This window comes from Streptomyces celluloflavus, from assembly GCA_000720995.1.
In the GTDB taxonomy this organism is placed as follows: Bacteria; Actinomycetota; Actinomycetes; order Streptomycetales; family Streptomycetaceae; genus Streptomyces; species Streptomyces celluloflavus.
Genome location: JOEL01000007.1, coordinates 142440 through 160357, shown reverse-complemented (window position 1 = coordinate 160357; position 17918 = coordinate 142440). Strand labels below are relative to the sequence as shown.

Genomic DNA, 17918 nt, shown 5'->3' with positions numbered 1-17918 from the left:
CGGGCACTCGACTCGGTCTCCAACTCGCTGTCCCCGGGCCGCCGTCCCGGCCGCCGGAGCCGTCTCCCACTCGTCCGCCCGAGACGCCACGCGTCATCAACTCGGCACGTAACCAGCCCGATGTCTCGCCTCGTCGACGCGTCCCGCAGTCAGCCCGTACGGGGCCGCCGCCCCGTCCCGGCGGATCCGCCGTCGACCGGGCGAAACCCCGGGGCGGGCCCCGAACCTCAAGTCAGCCCGAGGTATCACTCGTTCGAGTGGAATGGCGCAACCCCGTTGCCGGGCGGGCCGTTCGTCAGCAGGTCGTGGTGAGTCGGCCGACGGATCGGGGCAGCGGTGGACAGGAGAGACGCGGACGGCGGACGGAGCGCTCTGCTGGAGGCGGTGGCCGGGTGGGTGCCGGGGGCGCCGGTGCACAACGAGGCACTGCCCGCCGACTGGGGCGTGGACGACGCCTGGGTACGTACCCGTACGGGGATCGTCAGCCGGCACCGGGCCGGACCGGACATGTCCACCGGGGACCTGGCCCACGAAGCCGCCCGGCTGCTGCCCGGACTCGCGGCGGACCCCGGCGGCCCGGACCGCCCGCCCCGCGTGGACGCCGTGGTCCTGGCCACCGCGACCCCGGACCACCTCTGCCCGGGGACGGCGCCCGCCCTGGCGGCGCGGCTGGGGCTCGGGACCGTCCCCGCGTTCGACATCGCCGCGGTGTGCAGCGGTTTCGTCTACGGACTCGCGGTCTGCCACGGGCTGGTGGTCTCCGGTCTGTACGAGCGGGTGCTGCTGGTGGGCGCGGATGTGTACTCGACCTGGCTGGACCCCGCGGACCGGTCGTCGGGTGTGGTGTTCGGCGACGGCGCGGGGGCGGCCCTGATCGCGGCGGGCCCGCCCGGGGCCCCCGGCGAACTGCTCGCCTTCGACCTGGGCAGCGACGGCACCGCATACGACCTGATCAAGGTGGCGGGCGGCGGCGCGCGGTCCCGGGCGGCGGCCGGTGCCCCGGCCGCGGACGACGCGTACTTCCGGATGCGGGGGAGCGCGGTGTACCAGCACGCGGTCGAGCGGATGACCCACTCCTGCCGGACGCTGCTGGCGAAGGCGGGCTGGGACGCCGCCGAGGTCGATCACTTCGTCCCGCACCAGGCGAACGCCCGGATCCTGCGGTCGGTCGCCGAGCGGGTGGGGATCGGCGCGCAGCGCTGCCTGACGCACCTGGAGCGGGTGGGCAACACCGGAGCGGCGTCCATCCCGCTGGCACTGGCCGACGCGGACGGCGCGGGGCGCCTGGCGGCGGGTGACCGGGTGCTGATCACCGCGTTCGGCGGCGGGCTGACCTGGGGTTCCGCGGCGTTCCGATGGCCCGGGGCGGCCGGGACGCGTGGGTCGACCGGTGCGCGTGGCACAACGGCCGCGGCGGACACGGCAAGCGCCACAGCCACAACAAGCGCAGCAGCAACGGAAAGACGAAGGGAGTCAGGACATGACGCAGGTTGATATGAGCGTCGCGGTGACGGGAATGGGGATGGTGACCCCCGCCGGCGCGGACGAGGAGACCTTCTGGGCGGGGCTGTGCGCCGGGCGATCCACCGCCCGTCGGCAGGACGAACTGGCCGGGCTGCCGGTGGACTTCGCCTGTGCCGTCGAGGGGCTGGATCTGGACGAGGCCGTGGGCGGGCGCTCGGTGTGGCGGATGGCGCGGTTCGTGAAGCTGGCGCTGATCGCCGCCCGGCAGGCGGTGGCGGACGCCGGGCTCTCCCCGGCGGAGTGGGACGGCGGGCGGGTGGGGGTGGTGCTCGGCGTCGGCGTCGGCGGGGTCTCCGTACTCATCGACGGCGCACGGAAGCTGGACGCCCGGGGACCGGACGCGGTCTCCCCGCTGCTGGTGCCGATGATGATCCCCAACGCGGCCGCGGGGGAGGTCGCCATCGCGCTCGGCGCGCGCGGCCCCAGCATGGCGCCCGCCACCGCCTGCGCCTCGGGGGCCGGCGCGATCGCCCTGGGCCGGGACCTGCTGGCCACCGGGCAGTGCGATGTGGTGGTGGCCGGCGGCGCCGAGGCGGTGCTGACGCCGCTGGTGGTGACGGCGTTCGCGCGGATGGGGGCGCTGTCCCGGCGGACGGCGGACCCGGCCGGGGCGTCGCGGCCGTTCGCCGCGGACCGGGACGGGTTCGTCATCGGCGAGGGCGCCGCCGTGGTCGTACTGGAGCGGACCGCCGACGTCCGGGCCCGCGGCGGCCGGTCGCGCGCGCTGCTCGCCGGGACGGGGTCCACCACGGACGCCTACCACCCCACCGCGCCCGGCCCGAACGGCACCGTCGCCCAGGCGGCGGTGGCGGCGGCGGTGCACCAGGCGGGCTGGCGGCCCGACGAGGTCGGGCACGTCAACGCGCACGGCACCTCGACCCCGCTCAACGACGCCATGGAGGCCGGGCTGATCTCCCGGCTCTTTCCGCACCGCCCGCCGGTCACCGCGCCCAAGGGCGTGGTCGGGCACACGCTCGCGGCGGCCGGGGCGATCGAGGCGGTGGCGACCGTACTGACCCTGGAGCGCGGGGTCATCCCGCCGATCGCCAACCTCGACGCGCTGCCGTTCGACTACGACCTCGACTGCGTCACCAAGGAGCCGCGGGTGCAGCAGGTCGAGACCGCCGTCAGCCATTCGTTCGGCTTCGGCGGGCACAATGTCGCGCTGGCCTTCCGGCGGGCCTGAGGCCGGCCGCGACCGGGCTCCGGGCGGGGCCGGCGGACGCGTTCACCGGCGGCCGGCGTGGGTCTCCGATCGGAGATCTGATCGAGGGACCGTGAGGAGTGTCCTCGCCGTCCCTTGGTCGTTCCTCCCGGCGTGACCTTAATGACCAAAAGTAACTCGGTGGCGGTGCCCACGGCCCGCAGGTTGACGCGGGTGCTGTTCGGCGACGACTTCGCCACGGAGCACGAACCCTGGCGGCGGCTGATCGCAACAGAATCGTTCCGCCGCATGCCGGACGGCTCTTCCGAGGACCGGCTCACGCTCGTGTACCGGCGGCTCAGAGCCCTCAACGACGCACTCGACGGCGGTGCGCGACTGGCCGCCGACCCCCGCGCGCTGGCGGCGCTGCACGAGTGGTTCGGACCGGTCGACCCGGCCCTGACCACCGTCGCGGGCATCCACTACAACCTCTTCCTCGGCAGCCTCCTCGACCACGGACCGGGCCCCGCCGCCCCCGCCGCCCACCCCGGTCCCGGCCCCGACGGCGGGGGCGGCCGGGACCTGACCGACTTCCTGACGATGCGGCAGGTGGGCACCTTCCTGTGTACGGAGGTCGCGCACGGCAACGACGCGACGGCCCTGGAGACCACGGCCACCTACGACGCCGGGCGGGACGGGTTCGTACTGCACACACCGAACGCCGGGGCGCAGAAGTTCATGCCCAACACCAGCCCGGCCGGCGGCCCCAAGTCCGGTCTGGTGGCGGCCCGGCTGCTCGTCGACGGCACCGACCAGGGGGCGTTCCTCTTCCTGACGCCGCTGACCGACGGGACCCGGGCCCTGCCGGGCGTACGGGTGCGCCGGCTGCCGGCGCGGCTGGGCAGCCCGGTCGACCACTGCCTGACCTCGTTCGACCGGGTCTTCGTGGGGCGCGACGCGCTGCTGGCGGGCGACCAGGGACGGCTGGGCGCGGACGGGGAGTTCCACAGCGGCCTCGGCAACCGCCGCCGCCGCTTCCTGCTCTCGATCGGCCGGGTCACCCCGGGCAAACTCTGTATGAGCGCCTCGGCCGTCGGCGGCGCCCGTACGGCGCTCGCCATCGCCGTCCGCTACGGCGGGCACCGCCACATCTCCGGGGCCAGGGCCGCGCAGCGGGTGCCGGTGTCCGCGCACCGCAGCCACCACGGGCCGCTCGCCGGGGCGCTGGCCACCGTCTTCGCGATGAGCCTGCTGCACCGCAGGGCCCTCGCCCGGTGGGAGGCGCACACGGCCGCGGACCGGGACGACGCGGAGCGGCTGGTGGCCATCGCCAAGGGGTGGATCACCTGGCGGGCCCGGGACGTCATCATCGAGTGCCGCGAACGCTGCGGTGCGCAGGGGCTGTTGGCGAACAACGGCATCAGCCGCCTGGTGACCGCCATCGAGGGCACCATCACCGCGGAGGGCGACAACATCGCCGTACACGCCAAGGCGGCCGCCGAGATGCTCTTCGGCGCCCCGCCGCCGCCCGCCCCGCCGGCCGCGCGTACGGCGCCCGGCGATCTCGCCGACACCCGTTTCCTCGGCCGGCTGGCGGCGGCCGTCGAACGCATCTGGTTCGTCCGCGCCCAGCAGCGGATGCGCCGGGCGCCGGGCGGCGACCCGCTGGCGCGGTGGAACGCGGCGTCCGGACCCGCGCTGCGCGCCGTCGAGGCGTACGCGTACCGGCAGGCCGCCGAGGCGTTCGCCGGGGCGGTGGCCGGTCTGCCCGCCGGGCCGGCCCGCGACCTCCTGCACGCCCTGGAACGGCTCTTCGCCCTCCAGTGGCTCGGCCGCAACACCGGTGACCTCCTGGCTGCCGGCCATCTCGTCGCCTCCCAGGTCGAGTTACTCCAGGAGGCCGTCGAGCAGCTGATCGGCGAGGTGGCCGGGCACGCCCCCACGGTGGTCGAGTCGTTCGCGCTGCCCGAAGAGCTGCTGGCCGGCTGGCCGATCACGCAGCCGGGGTACGTCGACGCGTACGACGACCCGGAGGCGGCGTGGCACGCGGGGGCCGGTGCGGCTGACGCATCGGCGCCGCCGGACGCACCGGGCGAGTCCGATGTGGCCGGGGTGCCCGATGTGGCCCAGGTGGCCGGCCGGGGCGGTGCGGCGCATTCGCGGGGGGCGTGATGAGGGGCGCGAGGGGCGCTTGCCGCATGTACGAGGCAGCGGCGGGAGCCGGCGTGCGCGCCGTGCTGCTGGCGTACTGGGGCACCACCTACGCCGTCGTGCACTGGCTGGGGAAGCCGTACGGGCGGGCCGCCGGTCCGGGGCGCCGCACCCCGGGAACGGCCGCGCCCACCGGGCACCGCATCCCGTAACCGGCGGATCCGAATCGAGTTATCCGGAATATACGGAATGTCCTGGCGTGTCGGGCATCCGGGCTCCGGCCGAAGTTATTCAACTCTCCATATATATCTGCGAAGGCCACGAGAGGACAAAGGACGTCATGAACACGCTCCACCCCAAGATCGCCGAGGTGCTCACCCAGACCTTCAAGGTGCCCGCGGAGGACATCCGCCCGGACTCCACGATGGACAGCCTGGAGATGGACTCCCTGGCCGTCGCCGAGTTCGCCGTCATCATCAAGGAGCACCTGGGCGTCGACGCGGACGCCGACAAGCTCTACAAGGACGCCACGCTCGCCGAGATCAGCGCGTTCATCGGCGGCGCCGCGATGAGCGGCCGCCGATGACCAGGCCCGCCATCGCCGTCACCGGCCTGGGGATGATCACCCCGGCCGGCCATGACACCGCCGCCACCTGGGAGGGGGTGTGCGCCGGCCGCTCCCTCGCCCGCACCGTTCCCGAACTCCGCGGCAGCACCGTCGACTTCGCCTGCACCGTCGACGGCATCGACCTGGACGACGCGGTCGGCGGCCGGTCGGCGTTCCGGATGGGGCGCTACGTCAAGCTCGCGCTGCTCGCCGCGCGGGAGGCCGTCGCCGACGCCGGGCTCTCCCCCGCGACCTGGGACGGCACCCGGGTCGCGGTCGTCGTCGGGACCAGCAGCGGCGGGGCCGTGGGCCTGGCCGACCAGGCCGTACGGCTGGACCGGCGCGGGCCCGAGGCCACCTCACCGCATGCCGTGCTGCTCACCATTCCGAACATGCCGGCCGCCGAGATCGCCATCGAGATGCGCGCCACCGGGCCCAGCATGGCGCCGTGCACGGCGTGCTCGTCCGGGGTGACGGCGCTGTCCGTGGCGCGTGATCTGCTGGCCGCCGGACAGTGCGATATCGCCGTGGCCGGGGCCACCGAGGCGATCGTGGTCCCGGTCGTCATGACCGGTTTCGGCCGGTCCGGCGCGGCGGCCCGCGCGGACGGCGACCCGGCGCTGCTGTCCCGGCCGTTCGCCGCCGACCGGGCGGGGCTGGTCATGGGCGAAGGCGCCGCGATCATGGTGCTGGAACGCGAGGCCGACGCCCGGTCCCGCGGCGCCCGCCCGCGCGCGCTGATCGCGGGCGCCGGTGCCACCACCGACGCCCACCACCCCACCAGCCCGCACCCCTCCGGCGCCATCGCCGAAGCGGCGGTCCGGGCGGCGCTGCGCGACGCGGGCTGGCAGGCCGCCGACGTCGAACACGTCAACGCGCACGGCACCTCCACCCCGCTCAACGACGCCACCGAGGCCGCCCTGATCAGCCGGGTCTACCCGCACAGCCCGCCGGTCACCGCCCCCAAGGGCGTACTGGGCCACTGCATGGGCGCGGCCGGCGCCATCGAGGCCGGACTGACCGTCCTGACCCTCCAGCACGGCGTCGTACCGCCCATCGCCAACCTCGACGCCCCGGCCCCCGAGTTCGACATCAACTGCGTCACCAAGCTGCCGCTGACCCACCCCGTCGAACGCGCCATCAGCCACTCCTTCGGCTTCGGCGGGCACAACGCGGTACTGGCGCTGCGGCGGGCGTGAATCGCCGGCCACACCGGGGCCGACGTCCATGAACAGCCCCTGGGGACCACGGCTGCACGCGCTTACGGCGGTGCCTGTTCATCCGGTTTCTCTGCGCGGCCGGCGGAGTCTTTTCTAGGGTCACGGTATGAGTGACCACGTGGGTGGAACGGCGGACCCGGCCGGCCGGACGTTGCGTGGCTTTGTGGGGGAGGCGGTCTGGGCCGACCTGCTGGAGCCCGCCGTCGAGCGTCGGCACCAGGCCGGGGACGTGCTGTTGCGGCAGGACGAACCCGGTACGCACGTGCTGGCCGTGCTCAGCGGAGTGGTCAAGGTGATCCGGCGCGAGCGGAACGGCGAGCTCACCCTGCTGGCCTTCCGCGGTCCCGGTGAACTCCTCGGCGAAATCGCGGTGTTGGACGACGGGGTGCGGCTGGCGAGTGTCGAGGCGCTGTCGCACTGCGCTGTCGCCGTCCTGAGCAAGGCGCAGTTCACCCGCTTCGCTGCCGGGCATGACCTGTTCCCCGTGCTGCTGCGCTACGCCTTCACCCGGCTGCGGGAGTCGGACCAGGCGCGCGGGGGCGGCGACGCGCTGGCCCGGCTGGCAGCGGCCCTGGTGCGGTTGGCCGATATCTCGGGCCATGCCGCGCACCGTGCCGACCAGTCACTGGAACTGGCCCTGACACGTCATGAGCTGGCCCAGCATCTGCGGACGTCCCGCAACACGATCACCGCGAAGCTCGCGGAACTGGGGCCTGAGCAGGTCCAGACCCGGCGGATGGGCATTGTGATCACCGATCTGCGCGCGCTGCGCCGCACCGCCGAGGCCCTCGGCGGGTGATGCCGGCACCGCCGGATGTGGTGCGCGTCACGCGGTATCTGCACTGAGAAGGCACACGGGAAGGCGCGCTCACGCGAATCTCAGGTGACCGGTTCGGCAGCCCCGACGCCGAACCGGTCACCGCACGACACCCTGTCCGCGAACTCCGCAAAGGAATCCCGATGTCCGAGTCCCGCCAGCCGTTGCCCGAGGCCACCGCCGGTCCCCGTACCGCCAGCCGTCGGCTTCCTCCGTACCGGGGCATCGTCGCCGTCGATGCCAAGGACTTCACCGGCTATCCGGCGATCGAGCACGGAGCGATCAGCCGCCTCATTCCGCAGCTCCTTCAGGAGTCCTTCCAGCGCGCCGAACTCGGCTATGTGTGGGCAGACCGGCGATTCCCCAACTCGACCGGGGACGGCTATGTCTTCGGATTCGATCCGGCGGCAATGCCTTTCGTCATCCACCCATGGCTGGGAACCCTGCAGAACGTACTCACCGAATTCAATGTGAACTCCACGGGTGCGGTACGTATCCGGCTGCGGGTGAGCCTGCACATCGGCCCGCTGCCGGATTCGGGAGAGGAGTACGACGGCAACGGAACGGCGCGCAACGACACCCATCGGCTGCTGGACTCCCGGCCCGTCAAGGCCATTCTGGCGTCTTCCAGCGAGAACATCACCCAGGTGGCCGCCATCCTCTCCGACCGTTGCTATCAGGACGCGGTGGCCGGCGGATATGTCGGACGGCACAGCGACTACTTCATCGAGGTGCCCGCCACCGTCGAGGGCAAGCGATTCGAGCAACGGGCCTGGCTGCACGTGCCCGCCCCGTCCGGTGGGCTGTACGACCGACGCATCCTCGGCGAGCAGGTGGCCGACGGCCCGCACACCTCCGATGCGCACGACGGCAAGTCCGCGGCCGGCGATGCACCGGCCAACGGCGACAGTCCTGCGCGCGGGGAATCCGGCCGATCGGTCGCGGTGACACATGTCGACGGGGGAATCGTCAACACCGGGACGGTCGAAGGCGGTCAGAATCTCAATAGGTTCGCGGGTGATTACGTCGGCGGCAGCAAGGCCGGCACCGTGTACGGCAACCAGGGCGACATCGTCCATGGGAACAAGGGCGGTAGCGGACGGTGAGTGCCGAACGCGATTCCTCGTCCGACGCGGCGCCGGACGAGGGCGAACCGGAGTCCGCTCCACAAGAGGTGGCCGACGGTCTGGACGACGAATCCGTCGCCGACCTCCTGGACGACCCACTGGGCGCCGGCCGGCCGAGTCAGCTGTGGTACGCGCCCGGTGCGGTGATCAACACGGGCTCCTTGCGCGGCGGCCAGCACCTGTACAGCCATGGTGCTCCGGGTGACCCGGGAACCCGGCACGTGGAATCCCACGAGGGCCCCATCTCCCCGGAGGAACTGCTGAACGCGGGGGCGGGGTTTGTGGCGCCCGACTGCTTCCCGGCGGGTCTCGCGGCACTCGACACCCGCCTTCTCTTCCTGGCCGGGGAGCCGGGAACCGGTCGACGTACGACCGCACTGAACCTGCTGCGGCGACACAGGGGCGGCAGCATGGCCCTGCGCGCGGTCGACAGCGACGTGGACCTCTCCTCGTGGCGGCCCACGCCCGGCGAAGCCCGCGGCTATCTCGTCGACGGCATCCCCGCCCGGCACACGCTGAAGGCCGGCGTCATCAACAATCTGCGGCACCGGCTGGCCGACGCGGAAGCCCGCATGGTGATCATCCTGCCGGATGACCCCGGACTGATCCGTGACCTCGAACGTGATCTCCACCTGTCCCCGGTGCGGTGCGACCCTCCGCCGCCGCGCCAGGTCTTCGACGCCCGTCTCGCGGATACGGTCCCTGGTCCGGATGAGCGGAACCGGCTGCTGGCGAACCTGGAGCCCGGCCTGCTCGACGAGTTGCTGCTCCCCGGACTGGTCCCGGCGCAGGTCGCGGAACTCGTGGCAGTCGTGGCCGGGACCGCTGACGGCGGAGCGGACGCCTCCGACATCCGGCAGCGGCTCAGCTTCCTCGCGGAGGAAGAGGTACCGGACCTGCTCAAGAAGCTGCTCGACGATCGTGATGGTCTCGCCTTCCTCCTGGCGAGCTGCGTCTTCGAGGGTCTCGACCACCGGACCGTCAGGGAGGAGGCGGAGCGGTTGCTGGAGCTGGCGGACGGCAGACTGCACGCCGTTCGCCAAGGACGGGATGAGGGGCAAGGCGCGGGGCAGGAGGAGAAGACCCGGCCCAATCCGGAGTTCGTCTTCCGGCGGTCCATGGACGACCTGCTGCGGACGGTGCGCGCGCACTGCGCCCCCAAGGAGATCCGGTCGGGCGCCCGCTTCAACTATGCGGTGGAACCCGTCCGGTTCACCCGGCAGGGGCAGGCGGAGGCGGTACTGAAGTATGTCTGGCGCGAGTACGGACAGCTGTCCGGACTGCTGACGGACTGGCTGTCGAAGGTCCGGTCCGAGAGCGAACTGACCCAGCCCGTGGGCCGTGTCATGGGCTTGGCGGCGACCTGGGGCGGCGGCCGTAGTGCGCTCCGGCACATCCGTGAGCTCGCCGAGTCCGATCTGGCGACGAGCCGTGCGATCGCCGCCTACGCGCTGGGGATGGCGGCGGAAGACTCCGTCCTGGCAGGCGAGGTCAAGTACCGCCTCGGTGAATGGAGCCAGTTGCAGAGCTGGCAGCTGCGCTGGACGGTGGCTCAGGCATGTGGCACCGACTTCGGGGCCTCCCGGCCGGACCGGGCGCTGCAACTGCTGCGCCGGCTGACGCGGGGTTCGGGCGAGGGGCACGAGATCGTCGTGGGGAGCGCTGTACGCCGGGCCCTGCTGGCGCTGTTCCGGGAAGGTCATCAGATCTCCGTCTTCCGGCATCTGTCCGCCTGGGTCGATGACGAGAGCGTCGGCGCCGACTTCTCGCTTCGGATGCTGCCGGCCCTGTTGCACACGGACCCCGCGTGGTTCGGCGAACAGCTTGTCTCGGAAGACGAGTTCGCGGTGCGGATCGTCGATCTGGTCCGCCGGATGCTGAACGACGACGAGCTGTTCGACCCGACGATGAACGCGGTGATCTTCTGGTGCCGCATGGTCGCCTGGGACGAGCGGCAGCGGCCCGCCGTGGAGATTCTGCTGACCGCCCTGGCGGCGGATATGGAGCACGGCGTCCTGCGCCTGTTCGTCGAGATCGACCGGCACGAGGACATCCGCTTGGCCGGGAAGGGCATCGCGCGCCAGGCGCTGGACTCCTGGCGGAACGACACGCCGCTGCACGACAGCATCCGTCAGCCCTGGAGGACGTCATGACGACCGAGAGCACCGAGCCCGCCTACACCCTTGCCACGCACGCTCCATGGCGGGAGATCCTGCGCCAGCGCTGGTCCGGCCGGCGGGACCGCGCCCTGGTGCTGAGGGGGCGGGACGGCCGTCACCACGTCCTGTGGCCCCGGCGCCGGCACAGCGTCGAACAGGCTTCCTTCTCCGCCGGATACGGGGATGATGACCAGGTCACCGTCGTGAGAGAGGCGGCGACCGCCCTCCGCCTGCGGGGCGACCACGAGTGTGCGTTCCACGTTCCGCTCGCTGAACACCAGGCGACCCGGGCCGTCCGCCTGCCCGACGAGTACGGACCCGAACCGGTCAATGTGCGGGTGCTGTGGTGGGTCCACGATCCGGCGCAGGTCGTCCGCACCCAGACCGGCTACGGCTGGGACGCGGTACGCAAGGACTTGGACCGGCGCCTGCGGGAACTGGAGCACGCCTATGCCTCCGCTCAGCAGCCGCTGCGTGCCGCGGACGTGGCGCAGCAGCTGGCCCTGCCCCAAGAGCTTCCGGAATGCGGGCTCACCTATCGCGTCACGGATGTCCGCGCCCGGGATGCGGACGGCGAGCTGTTGCTGGTCCCGTCCGCCGGCGGAGGGTTCCCGGATGTGTGGAACGCCAACCGCAGGGAGGAGTACGACTTCTGCCTCCAGGCGGTCCGCAGCGGGCCGGCATCGCTCGCGGCCCTGTGGCTCATGCTCCACCCCAATCAGGTCCCGGATGTACTGACCTGGGTGGCTGGCAACCAGAGTCTGGTCCGGGAAGAGCCCAACTGGCAGGACGAGATGGCCGGTCTGCTGGGCAAGCTCACGGAGCAGGAGCAACTGGAGCTCTCCAAGATCCTCCGGGACCGGCTCGTCTCCCTCGGCCGGCGGGTGCCCACTCAGAAGGAGTCACCCGTCGGTGCGACCGGCCCCGGGGGTCACGGCCGGCCGGCCGGTGCACCGAACGGACGGCCCGTATGACCTCCCTATCCCGGAGTCGGTCCGTGCCCGGTGGGCCGTGCCACCCCCGCTCTCACCGGCAGCTGCATCGCACGCTCCGTGACCACCGACGCCGGGTCGCCGGGCCCGCCGTCGGCACACTGCGGGCGGAGACGGTGGCCGCCATGGAGCGGTTCATGGCGGCCAATGGCGCCGAGATCATCCGCGCGGACACCAAAGCGGCCGTCTTGCTGGGCTTCATGGGAGCGATGCTCGGCACCTTCATGACGCTGACCCGGGCCGCCGCCGTCGGAGCGCCGCACACGTCTCGGCTGACGACGGCGCTCTGGTGGAGCGCGGTAACGCTCACCTTGCTGGCCATCGTCAGTCTCCTGTGCGCCCTCACGCCCCGACGACGCCGGGGCAGGCAGCCCACCCCGGCCGCGCCCGGCTATTTCGAGGACCTCGCACCCAGACCGGACAGTGAGCCGCTGAACCGGGCCTTCGAGCGGATCGCCCACGACCCGACCGGACCGCTGCTCTCCTCTCTGCAAAGAACCAGCGAGATCATCCGCGCGAAGTACCGCTGGATCGAGACGAGCATCGTCCTGCTGCTGGCCGCTCTCCCCGCGGTGACGGCGGTGTTGCGGATGACTGCCTGAGGGGACTTCGGCGCTCCAGGGCAGGGGTGTGGCCGGCCCCTCCGGACCGGACGGCCACCCCCTCCGCCGGGCGCCGGCCCGAGAGTACGGGCAGCGGCGCCAACGTCGCGTCGCGCCCCGTCAGCGGACCGGGATCGGGGTTCCCCTCTCGGCAGGTGGGCGTGGGCCGAGGATGCGGCGGTCCGCGGCGGTGATGGGGAGGTCGTTGATGCATGCCTCGCGGCGGTGCATCAGGCCGTCGGCGGAGAACTCCCACAGTTCGTTGCCGTAGCTGCGCCACCACTGGCCACTCGCGTCGCGGCACTCGTACTGGAAGCGCACCGCGATCCGGTTGCCGCCGAACGTCCAGAGTTCCTTGCGCAGCGCGTAGTCCAGCTCCCGGGTCCACTTCTCGCGGAGGAAGGCGATGATCTGCGGCCGGCCGGTGACGAAGGTGTCCCGGTTCCGCCAGACCGAGTCCTCGGTGTAGGCGAGTGCGACGCGTTCGGGGTCGCGGGTGTTCCAGGCGTCTTCCGCGGCCTGGACCTTCTGGAGTGCGGTCCGCTCGTCGAACGGGGGGAGGGGCGGTCTGGTGGGTGTGGTGGGGGTGGGGGGCATGGCGGGCTCCTTCTCGGGTGGGTGGTTCTGGTGGGTGGTTTGCGTCGGACGGTCCATGGAGAACGGTCGTTCTCTGTGGTGTCAGCTAGTGTAGAGAACGATCGTTCTCGGAGGAAGGGGAGGGGTGGGCGTGGGAGGTGCGATGGACCAGGAAGAGGCCCGTTCGCGGATACTCGACGCCGCGGAGGAGCTGTTCTACGGCCGGGGTATCCAGACCGTCGGGATGGATGAACTCCGGGCCGCCGCCGGGGTGTCGCTCAAGCGGCTGTACCAGTGCTTCCCCGCCAAGCACGACCTGGTGGAGGCGTATCTGCGCCGCCGCGACGCGCGCTGGCGGGCCGAGCTGGCCGAGCATGTCAGCAGGCACGCCGCCACCGCCGAGGACCGGCCGCTGGCGGTGTTCGACTGGCTGCGGACGTGGTTCGCCGACCCGGGGTTCCGGGGTTGCGCGTTCATCAACTCGTTCGGCGAGCTGGGTCCCGTCTCGGACGGGGTGACCGGCGTCGCCCGCCACCACAAGCAGGCCGTCCATGCCTATGTGACCGGTCTCGTCAGTGCACTGCCGGTCGGTGATCCGGCGTTGCTGGCCGGGCAGTTGGTGCTGCTCATGGACGGTGCGATCACCACCGCGGCGGTGTCCGGTGAGCCGGCCGCCGCCGAGTACGCCCGGACGGCGGCCGAAGCTCTCGTGGCGGCCGCGAGGGCGGCCGGGCCGGGGGCGGCGGCCGGACCGGGCTGAGGCGGCGGGGCGGGGATGGCGGCGGCTGGGCCCGGCTGAGTCGGTGGGGCCCGGCTGAGGTGGCGGGGCGGCGGGACTCGGGCGGGTCCTGGCCGGACCCGGGGAGGTCCGTGGCGGCGTCCGTGCCGACGGCCGGCGGGCCGCTGCCAAGGCGCGGCCCGCCATCAACTCCGACCGCCGTGGCCGGAGTTCGGGGTGCCGGTCAGGAACCGGATGCCGGGCGGTCCTGGGGCAGCTTCGTCAGGCGCGGGGGCTGCGGTGCCGATCCGTTCGCGAGCGGGCCGCCGGTGTCCGTTCCCTTCTTGAGGGTGTCGAGGATGGCCAGGCCCTGGCCGACGATGCCGGAGACGATCTCGTTCATACCGTCGGTGCCGTTCAGGACGGTCAGGTGCGAATCGGAGATTCCCTTGGCCGCGGCCTCCGCGAGCGCCGGGAGGTTCTCGACGGTGCGGTTGGCGGCGATCAGCTCCTGGTTGCCGTCCCGCAGCGAGGCCGCGAGGACGTTGTTCGCGTCGGCCCGCGCCTGGGCGACGGCCCGCTCGGTGTACGCACGGGCATCCGCCTCGAACTGGACCTGATCGCGCTGCGCCTCCGCCAGGGTGCGCTGCCGGTACGCCTCGGCGTCCGCCGGGCGGCGTACCTCGGCCTCCAGCCGCTGGGCGGCGAGCGCCGCCTGCCGCTCGGCCAGCGCGGTCTGCTCCTCGATGACCTCCTGGGACGCCCTGGCCTGGGACAGCGGACCGGCCTGCGCGGCACGGGCGTTGTACTGCTCGGTCTCGGCGAGGAACCCGGCCTTCTTGATCGCGGTGTCCCGCTCGTACTCGGCCTTGAGTGCCGCCGCCTGCTGTTCACGCTCGGCGGCTTCCTGGTCGGCCTTGGCCTGTGCGATACGGGCCGCGCTGGCGACGGCCGCGGCGTGCGGGGCGGCGAGGTTGGTGATGTAGCCGGAGACATCGCCGATCTCCTGGATCTGCAAGGCGTCCACCACGATGCCCAGCTTCTCCATCTCGGAGTGGCTGCCCTCCTTGACCTCCTGGGCGACCCGGTCGCGCTCCCGGATGATCTGCTCGACGGTCAGTCCGCCGACGATCGACCGGAGGTGACCGGCGAAGATCCGGCCCACCAGCTCCTCCATGCTGGTCTGCTCGTCCAGGAAGCGGCGGGCGGCGTTGGAGATGGAGGTCTGGTCGTCACCGACCTTGAAGACGGCGACGGCCCGGACCCCGAGCCGGATGCCCTGCTGGGTGACGCACTCCTCGGCTATCTCCGACTCCCGCAGCGAGAGGGAGAGCAGGCTCGCCTTCTGCTTGACGGGCATGACCCAGCAGCCGTGGCCCGTGACGATACGGAACTGTGCGTCTCCGGTCCGGCGTTTCGACCCGGAGATGAGTAGCGCCTGGTTCGGCGCGGGAACGTGCCAGAACAACATGGGAAAGCTCCTGGTCCGATACGACCGGCCTCGGTTTCCGAGCGGGGACGGCAGGGGGAAGGGTCACGTGGTGGGCAGGGGCTCGACGATCACCGACCGCGCCGAGGTGCGGTCGGTGACGATGACCTGCGTATGCCGGGCGATGGGCCGGTCGGACCAGGCCGCGTACGCCTCGGTCCCGCCGCGTACGGGCAGCAGCACCTCGCCCGGCCCGTCGGACGGGATCGAGACGGTCACCCGCCCGATCACTCCGACCGGGCTGAAGTCCGCGTCATCCGTCGCGCTCACGCGAACTTTCCGTTCCTGAACGAAACCGCGCGGGGGAGGTACGGAGGGCGGTCCCGCAGGCCGTCGAGGCGGGGGTGGCGTGTCCAGCCGTTCCATCCATGACGCGAACCTGTCCCCGGTACGGAGTGGCCGTCCGGCGTTGTCGCTCATCAAAAGACGCCGTCGGCCCGAAGCCGACGAGCGAGAAATTCTCTCCTTTTCACGGTACTCCGGCGCGGCAGCGGCGCATGGTTTCACGTGGAACATCGGCCGCGCAGGGACGGGCTGCGCCCGGAAGGGCCGTGCAGGGAAGGGGCGCGCAGGACAGGGGCCCCGGGCGCGCGGCTAGACGTGGAACGGGACGGTGGTGACGACGATCTTCGGCAGCGGGCGCAGCGCGTGCCGCAGCCGGGCGGCGGTCCTGCTGTGCAGGGCGCGGTGCCACCAGTGCCTCGGCACGATCTCCGGGAGGATCACGGTCAGGGTGAGATCGGGGCGCTGCCGGTGCAGCGCCTCGATGTAGTGCACCAGCGGCGCCACGATCGCGCGGTACGGCGAGACCACGACCTCCAGGGGCAGATGATCGCCCCACAGCGACCAGTAGCCGCGGAAGCGTTCGGCCTCCTCCTCGGCGGGGCTCACATGGAGCGCGAGGACGGGCTGCTGGAGCGAGGCCGCGTAGGCCAGTGCGCGCATCGCGGCGAGGTCCAGCGACGCGACCGGGACGACCGAGAGATGGCGGATCTCCTCGGGGGTCTCCTCGCTCTCCTCCGCCGCCGCTGCCCGTCGTGCCTCCACCGGCGCTTTCGGTGGTGTCTCCGCCGAGCCGGGGGGCGCGGGGAGCCGGAGTGCGGGGGCCGTGGGCAGCTCGATGGCGCGCGGGTGCAGCCGCAGCGCCCGGCCGACGGTGTCGTAGTGGTGCCGGATGCGCATCGTCACCAGCAGGAACAGTCCGACGGTGAGTACCGCGACCCAGGCGCCCGAGGTGAACTTGGTGATCCCCGCGGTGATGAAGACGAGGGCCGACAGCAGACCGCCGGTGGCGTTGAAGAAGAGGCTCTTGCGCCAGTGCCGGTCCCGCAGCCGCCACCAGTGGACCACCATCCCGGCCTGCGACAGCGCGAAGGCCAGGAAGACGCCGACCGCGTACAGCGGGATCAGCGCCCCGGTCATCCCGCTGAACGCCACATAGACCACCATCGCCGCGACCGAGAGCAGGATGATCCCGTTGCTGAACGCGAGGCGGTCGCCCAGCCGCAGGAAGATCCGCGGGGCGTGGTCGTCGCGCGCCAGCAGATAGAGCACGCGGGGAAAGTCGTTGTAGGCGGTGTTCGCCGCGAGCAGCAGCACCGCCGCCGTGGCCGCCTGGGTGAAGACGTACAGCGCGCCCGATCCGAAGCTGCGGTGGGCGAGCTGGGAGAGCACGGTCTCCCGGGAGTTGGGCACCACACCGTCGAGATGGACCACGGCGATGGTGCCCGCGAACAGCGCGATGAGCAGCAGGACCATCCAGGTCAGCGTCGTACGGGCGTTACGCCAGGCCACGGGTTTGAACGCCGGTACCGCATTGGAGATCGCCTCGATACCGGTCATCGCCGTCGCACCGGAGGAGAACGCGCGCATCGCCAGCAGCACGCCGACGCTCTCGGTGGCGTTCAGCGGCGGGGCCGCGGCCGGCTGGAACCCGCGGTCCGCGGCGTCGAAGAGGCCGACGGCGATGAGCACGGACATCGCGATGATGAACGCGTAGGTCGGCGCGGCGAAGAGCGATCCGGCCTGCCGGATGCCGCGCAGGTTGCCGGCGAGCAGTGCGGCGATCACGATGACGCCGATCGGCACGGCGTCGTCGGCCAGCGAGGGAATCGCCGAGGTGATGGCCGCCACCCCGGAGGCGATCGAGACGGCGACCGTGAGGATGTAGTCGGTCATCAGACCGGCCGCGGCGATCAGCCCCGGCACCCGTCCCAGGTTGTCCCCGGCGACGATGTACGAACCGCCGCCGTGCGGGTACGCGCGGATCGTCTGCCGGTACGAGACGCCGACGGCCAGCATCAGGAAGGCGATCGTCGCGGCGATCGGCAGCGAGTAGCTCAGCCCGGCGGCGCCGCCCAGGACGAGGATGGCGAGCATGGCCTCGGGGCCGTAGGCGACGGAGGAGAGCGCGTCGGCGGACAGTACCGGCAGCGCCACGAGTTTGCGCATCCGCTCCTGCGCCAGCGCGGTGCTCTTCAGCGCGGCGCCGAGCACCACCCGCCGGACGCGGTAGCCGAAGCGGCCCAGCCGGCCGGTGGGCAGCTCCGCCGCCGCCTCCGCCTCGATCTCGGGCGGCTGTCCGCTGAGCGGGGTGATGCTGACCAGGCGGCCGATACGGGCCGGCCGGATCTCCGCGGGTGCGGGGAAGACGCCCAGGTCGGGGTCGACCGGCAGGGTGCGGCGCCGCACTCCGGGGTCGCCCGACACCCGCCCCCATTCGTGCCCCACCCGGCGCAGCACCGCCAGTTGCTCGTCATCGAGTCCCGGCAACAGGGCGGCCGGGCTGGGCG

Annotated in this window: 16 protein-coding genes; 12 read left to right on the top strand and 4 right to left on the bottom strand. The window is 72.3% G+C overall.

The features are described from left to right. Positions 1–336 precede the first annotated feature (336 nt). The 11 genes from IH09_RS09140 (at position 337) to IH09_RS09095 (ending at position 12343) form a co-directional block, all read left to right on the top strand. Positions 337–1494 carry a beta-ketoacyl-ACP synthase 3 gene (locus IH09_RS09140; RefSeq protein WP_318279413.1) on the top strand — a complete coding sequence of 386 codons (1158 nt, stop codon included), beginning with the start codon at positions 337–339 and terminating at the stop codon, positions 1492–1494. After that, complete coding sequence (locus tag IH09_RS09135; protein WP_052855599.1) at positions 1481–2710, top strand: beta-ketoacyl-[acyl-carrier-protein] synthase family protein; 1230 nt, start codon at positions 1481–1483, stop codon at positions 2708–2710. Before IH09_RS09140 ends, IH09_RS09135 begins: the two co-directional genes overlap by 14 nt. A gap of 159 nt (positions 2711–2869) precedes the next feature. Continuing rightward, positions 2870–4840, top strand: a complete 1971-nt coding sequence (locus IH09_RS09130) for an acyl-CoA dehydrogenase family protein (RefSeq protein ID WP_404827248.1) — start codon at positions 2870–2872, stop codon at positions 4838–4840. Positions 4841–4866: 26 nt separating this feature from the next. After that, entirely contained in the window at positions 4867–5031 is a 165-nt protein-coding gene (locus IH09_RS38890; RefSeq protein ID WP_190233244.1) for a hypothetical protein, read from the top strand. A gap of 128 nt (positions 5032–5159) precedes the next feature. Next, on the top strand, positions 5160–5405 hold the full coding sequence (locus IH09_RS09125; protein ID WP_052855598.1) for an acyl carrier protein: 246 nt from the start codon (positions 5160–5162) through the stop codon (positions 5403–5405). Next, positions 5402–6625: a beta-ketoacyl-[acyl-carrier-protein] synthase family protein gene (locus IH09_RS09120; protein WP_052855597.1), complete on the top strand. Its 1224-nt coding sequence runs from the start codon at positions 5402–5404 to the stop codon at positions 6623–6625. The genes IH09_RS09125 and IH09_RS09120 overlap by 4 nt, the downstream gene beginning before the upstream one ends. Positions 6626–6752: 127 nt before the next feature. Further along, positions 6753–7445 (top strand): Crp/Fnr family transcriptional regulator, encoded by a 693-nt coding sequence (locus IH09_RS09115; protein ID WP_240151003.1) that lies wholly within the window; start codon positions 6753–6755, stop codon positions 7443–7445. 161 nt (positions 7446–7606) lie between these two features. Continuing rightward, entirely contained in the window at positions 7607–8569 is a 963-nt protein-coding gene (locus IH09_RS09110) for a hypothetical protein (protein ID WP_052855596.1), read from the top strand. Next, positions 8566–10743 (top strand): hypothetical protein, encoded by a 2178-nt coding sequence (locus IH09_RS09105; protein WP_318279412.1) that lies wholly within the window; start codon positions 8566–8568, stop codon positions 10741–10743. Before IH09_RS09110 ends, IH09_RS09105 begins: the two co-directional genes overlap by 4 nt. Continuing rightward, positions 10740–11723 carry a hypothetical protein gene (locus IH09_RS09100; RefSeq protein ID WP_190233243.1) on the top strand — a complete coding sequence of 328 codons (984 nt, stop codon included), beginning with the start codon at positions 10740–10742 and terminating at the stop codon, positions 11721–11723. Before IH09_RS09105 ends, IH09_RS09100 begins: the two co-directional genes overlap by 4 nt. A 155-nt stretch (positions 11724–11878) precedes the next feature. Beyond that, complete coding sequence (locus IH09_RS09095; RefSeq protein WP_190233242.1) at positions 11879–12343, top strand: Pycsar system effector family protein; 465 nt, start codon at positions 11879–11881, stop codon at positions 12341–12343. A 120-nt stretch (positions 12344–12463) separates the two neighbouring features. Here the strand turns inward: IH09_RS09095 and IH09_RS09090 are convergent, their stop codons facing one another. Continuing rightward, a complete protein-coding gene (locus IH09_RS09090; protein ID WP_052855594.1) occupies positions 12464–12940 on the bottom strand; it encodes a nuclear transport factor 2 family protein in 477 nt (158 codons plus the stop codon). Positions 12941–13082: 142 nt separating this feature from the next. Here IH09_RS09090 and IH09_RS09085 point away from each other — a divergent pair, with 142 nt between their 5' ends. After that, on the top strand, positions 13083–13679 hold the full coding sequence (locus IH09_RS09085; RefSeq protein ID WP_052855593.1) for a TetR/AcrR family transcriptional regulator: 597 nt from the start codon (positions 13083–13085) through the stop codon (positions 13677–13679). 202 nt (positions 13680–13881) lie between these two features. Here IH09_RS09085 and IH09_RS09080 read toward each other — a convergent pair whose 3' ends face one another. From IH09_RS09080 to IH09_RS09070, 3 genes are all read right to left on the bottom strand, one after another. Then, positions 13882–15108: an SPFH domain-containing protein gene (locus tag IH09_RS09080; RefSeq protein ID WP_052855592.1), complete on the bottom strand. Its 1227-nt coding sequence runs from the start codon at positions 15106–15108 to the stop codon at positions 13882–13884. A gap of 63 nt (positions 15109–15171) precedes the next feature. Further along, positions 15172–15396 (bottom strand): hypothetical protein, encoded by a 225-nt coding sequence (locus IH09_RS09075; protein ID WP_052855590.1) that lies wholly within the window; start codon positions 15394–15396, stop codon positions 15172–15174. Between the two features lie 324 nt (positions 15397–15720). Beyond that, positions 15721–17577, bottom strand: a complete 1857-nt coding sequence (locus tag IH09_RS09070) for an APC family permease (RefSeq protein ID WP_240151016.1) — start codon at positions 17575–17577, stop codon at positions 15721–15723. Between the last annotated feature and the right edge of the window lie 341 nt (positions 17578–17918).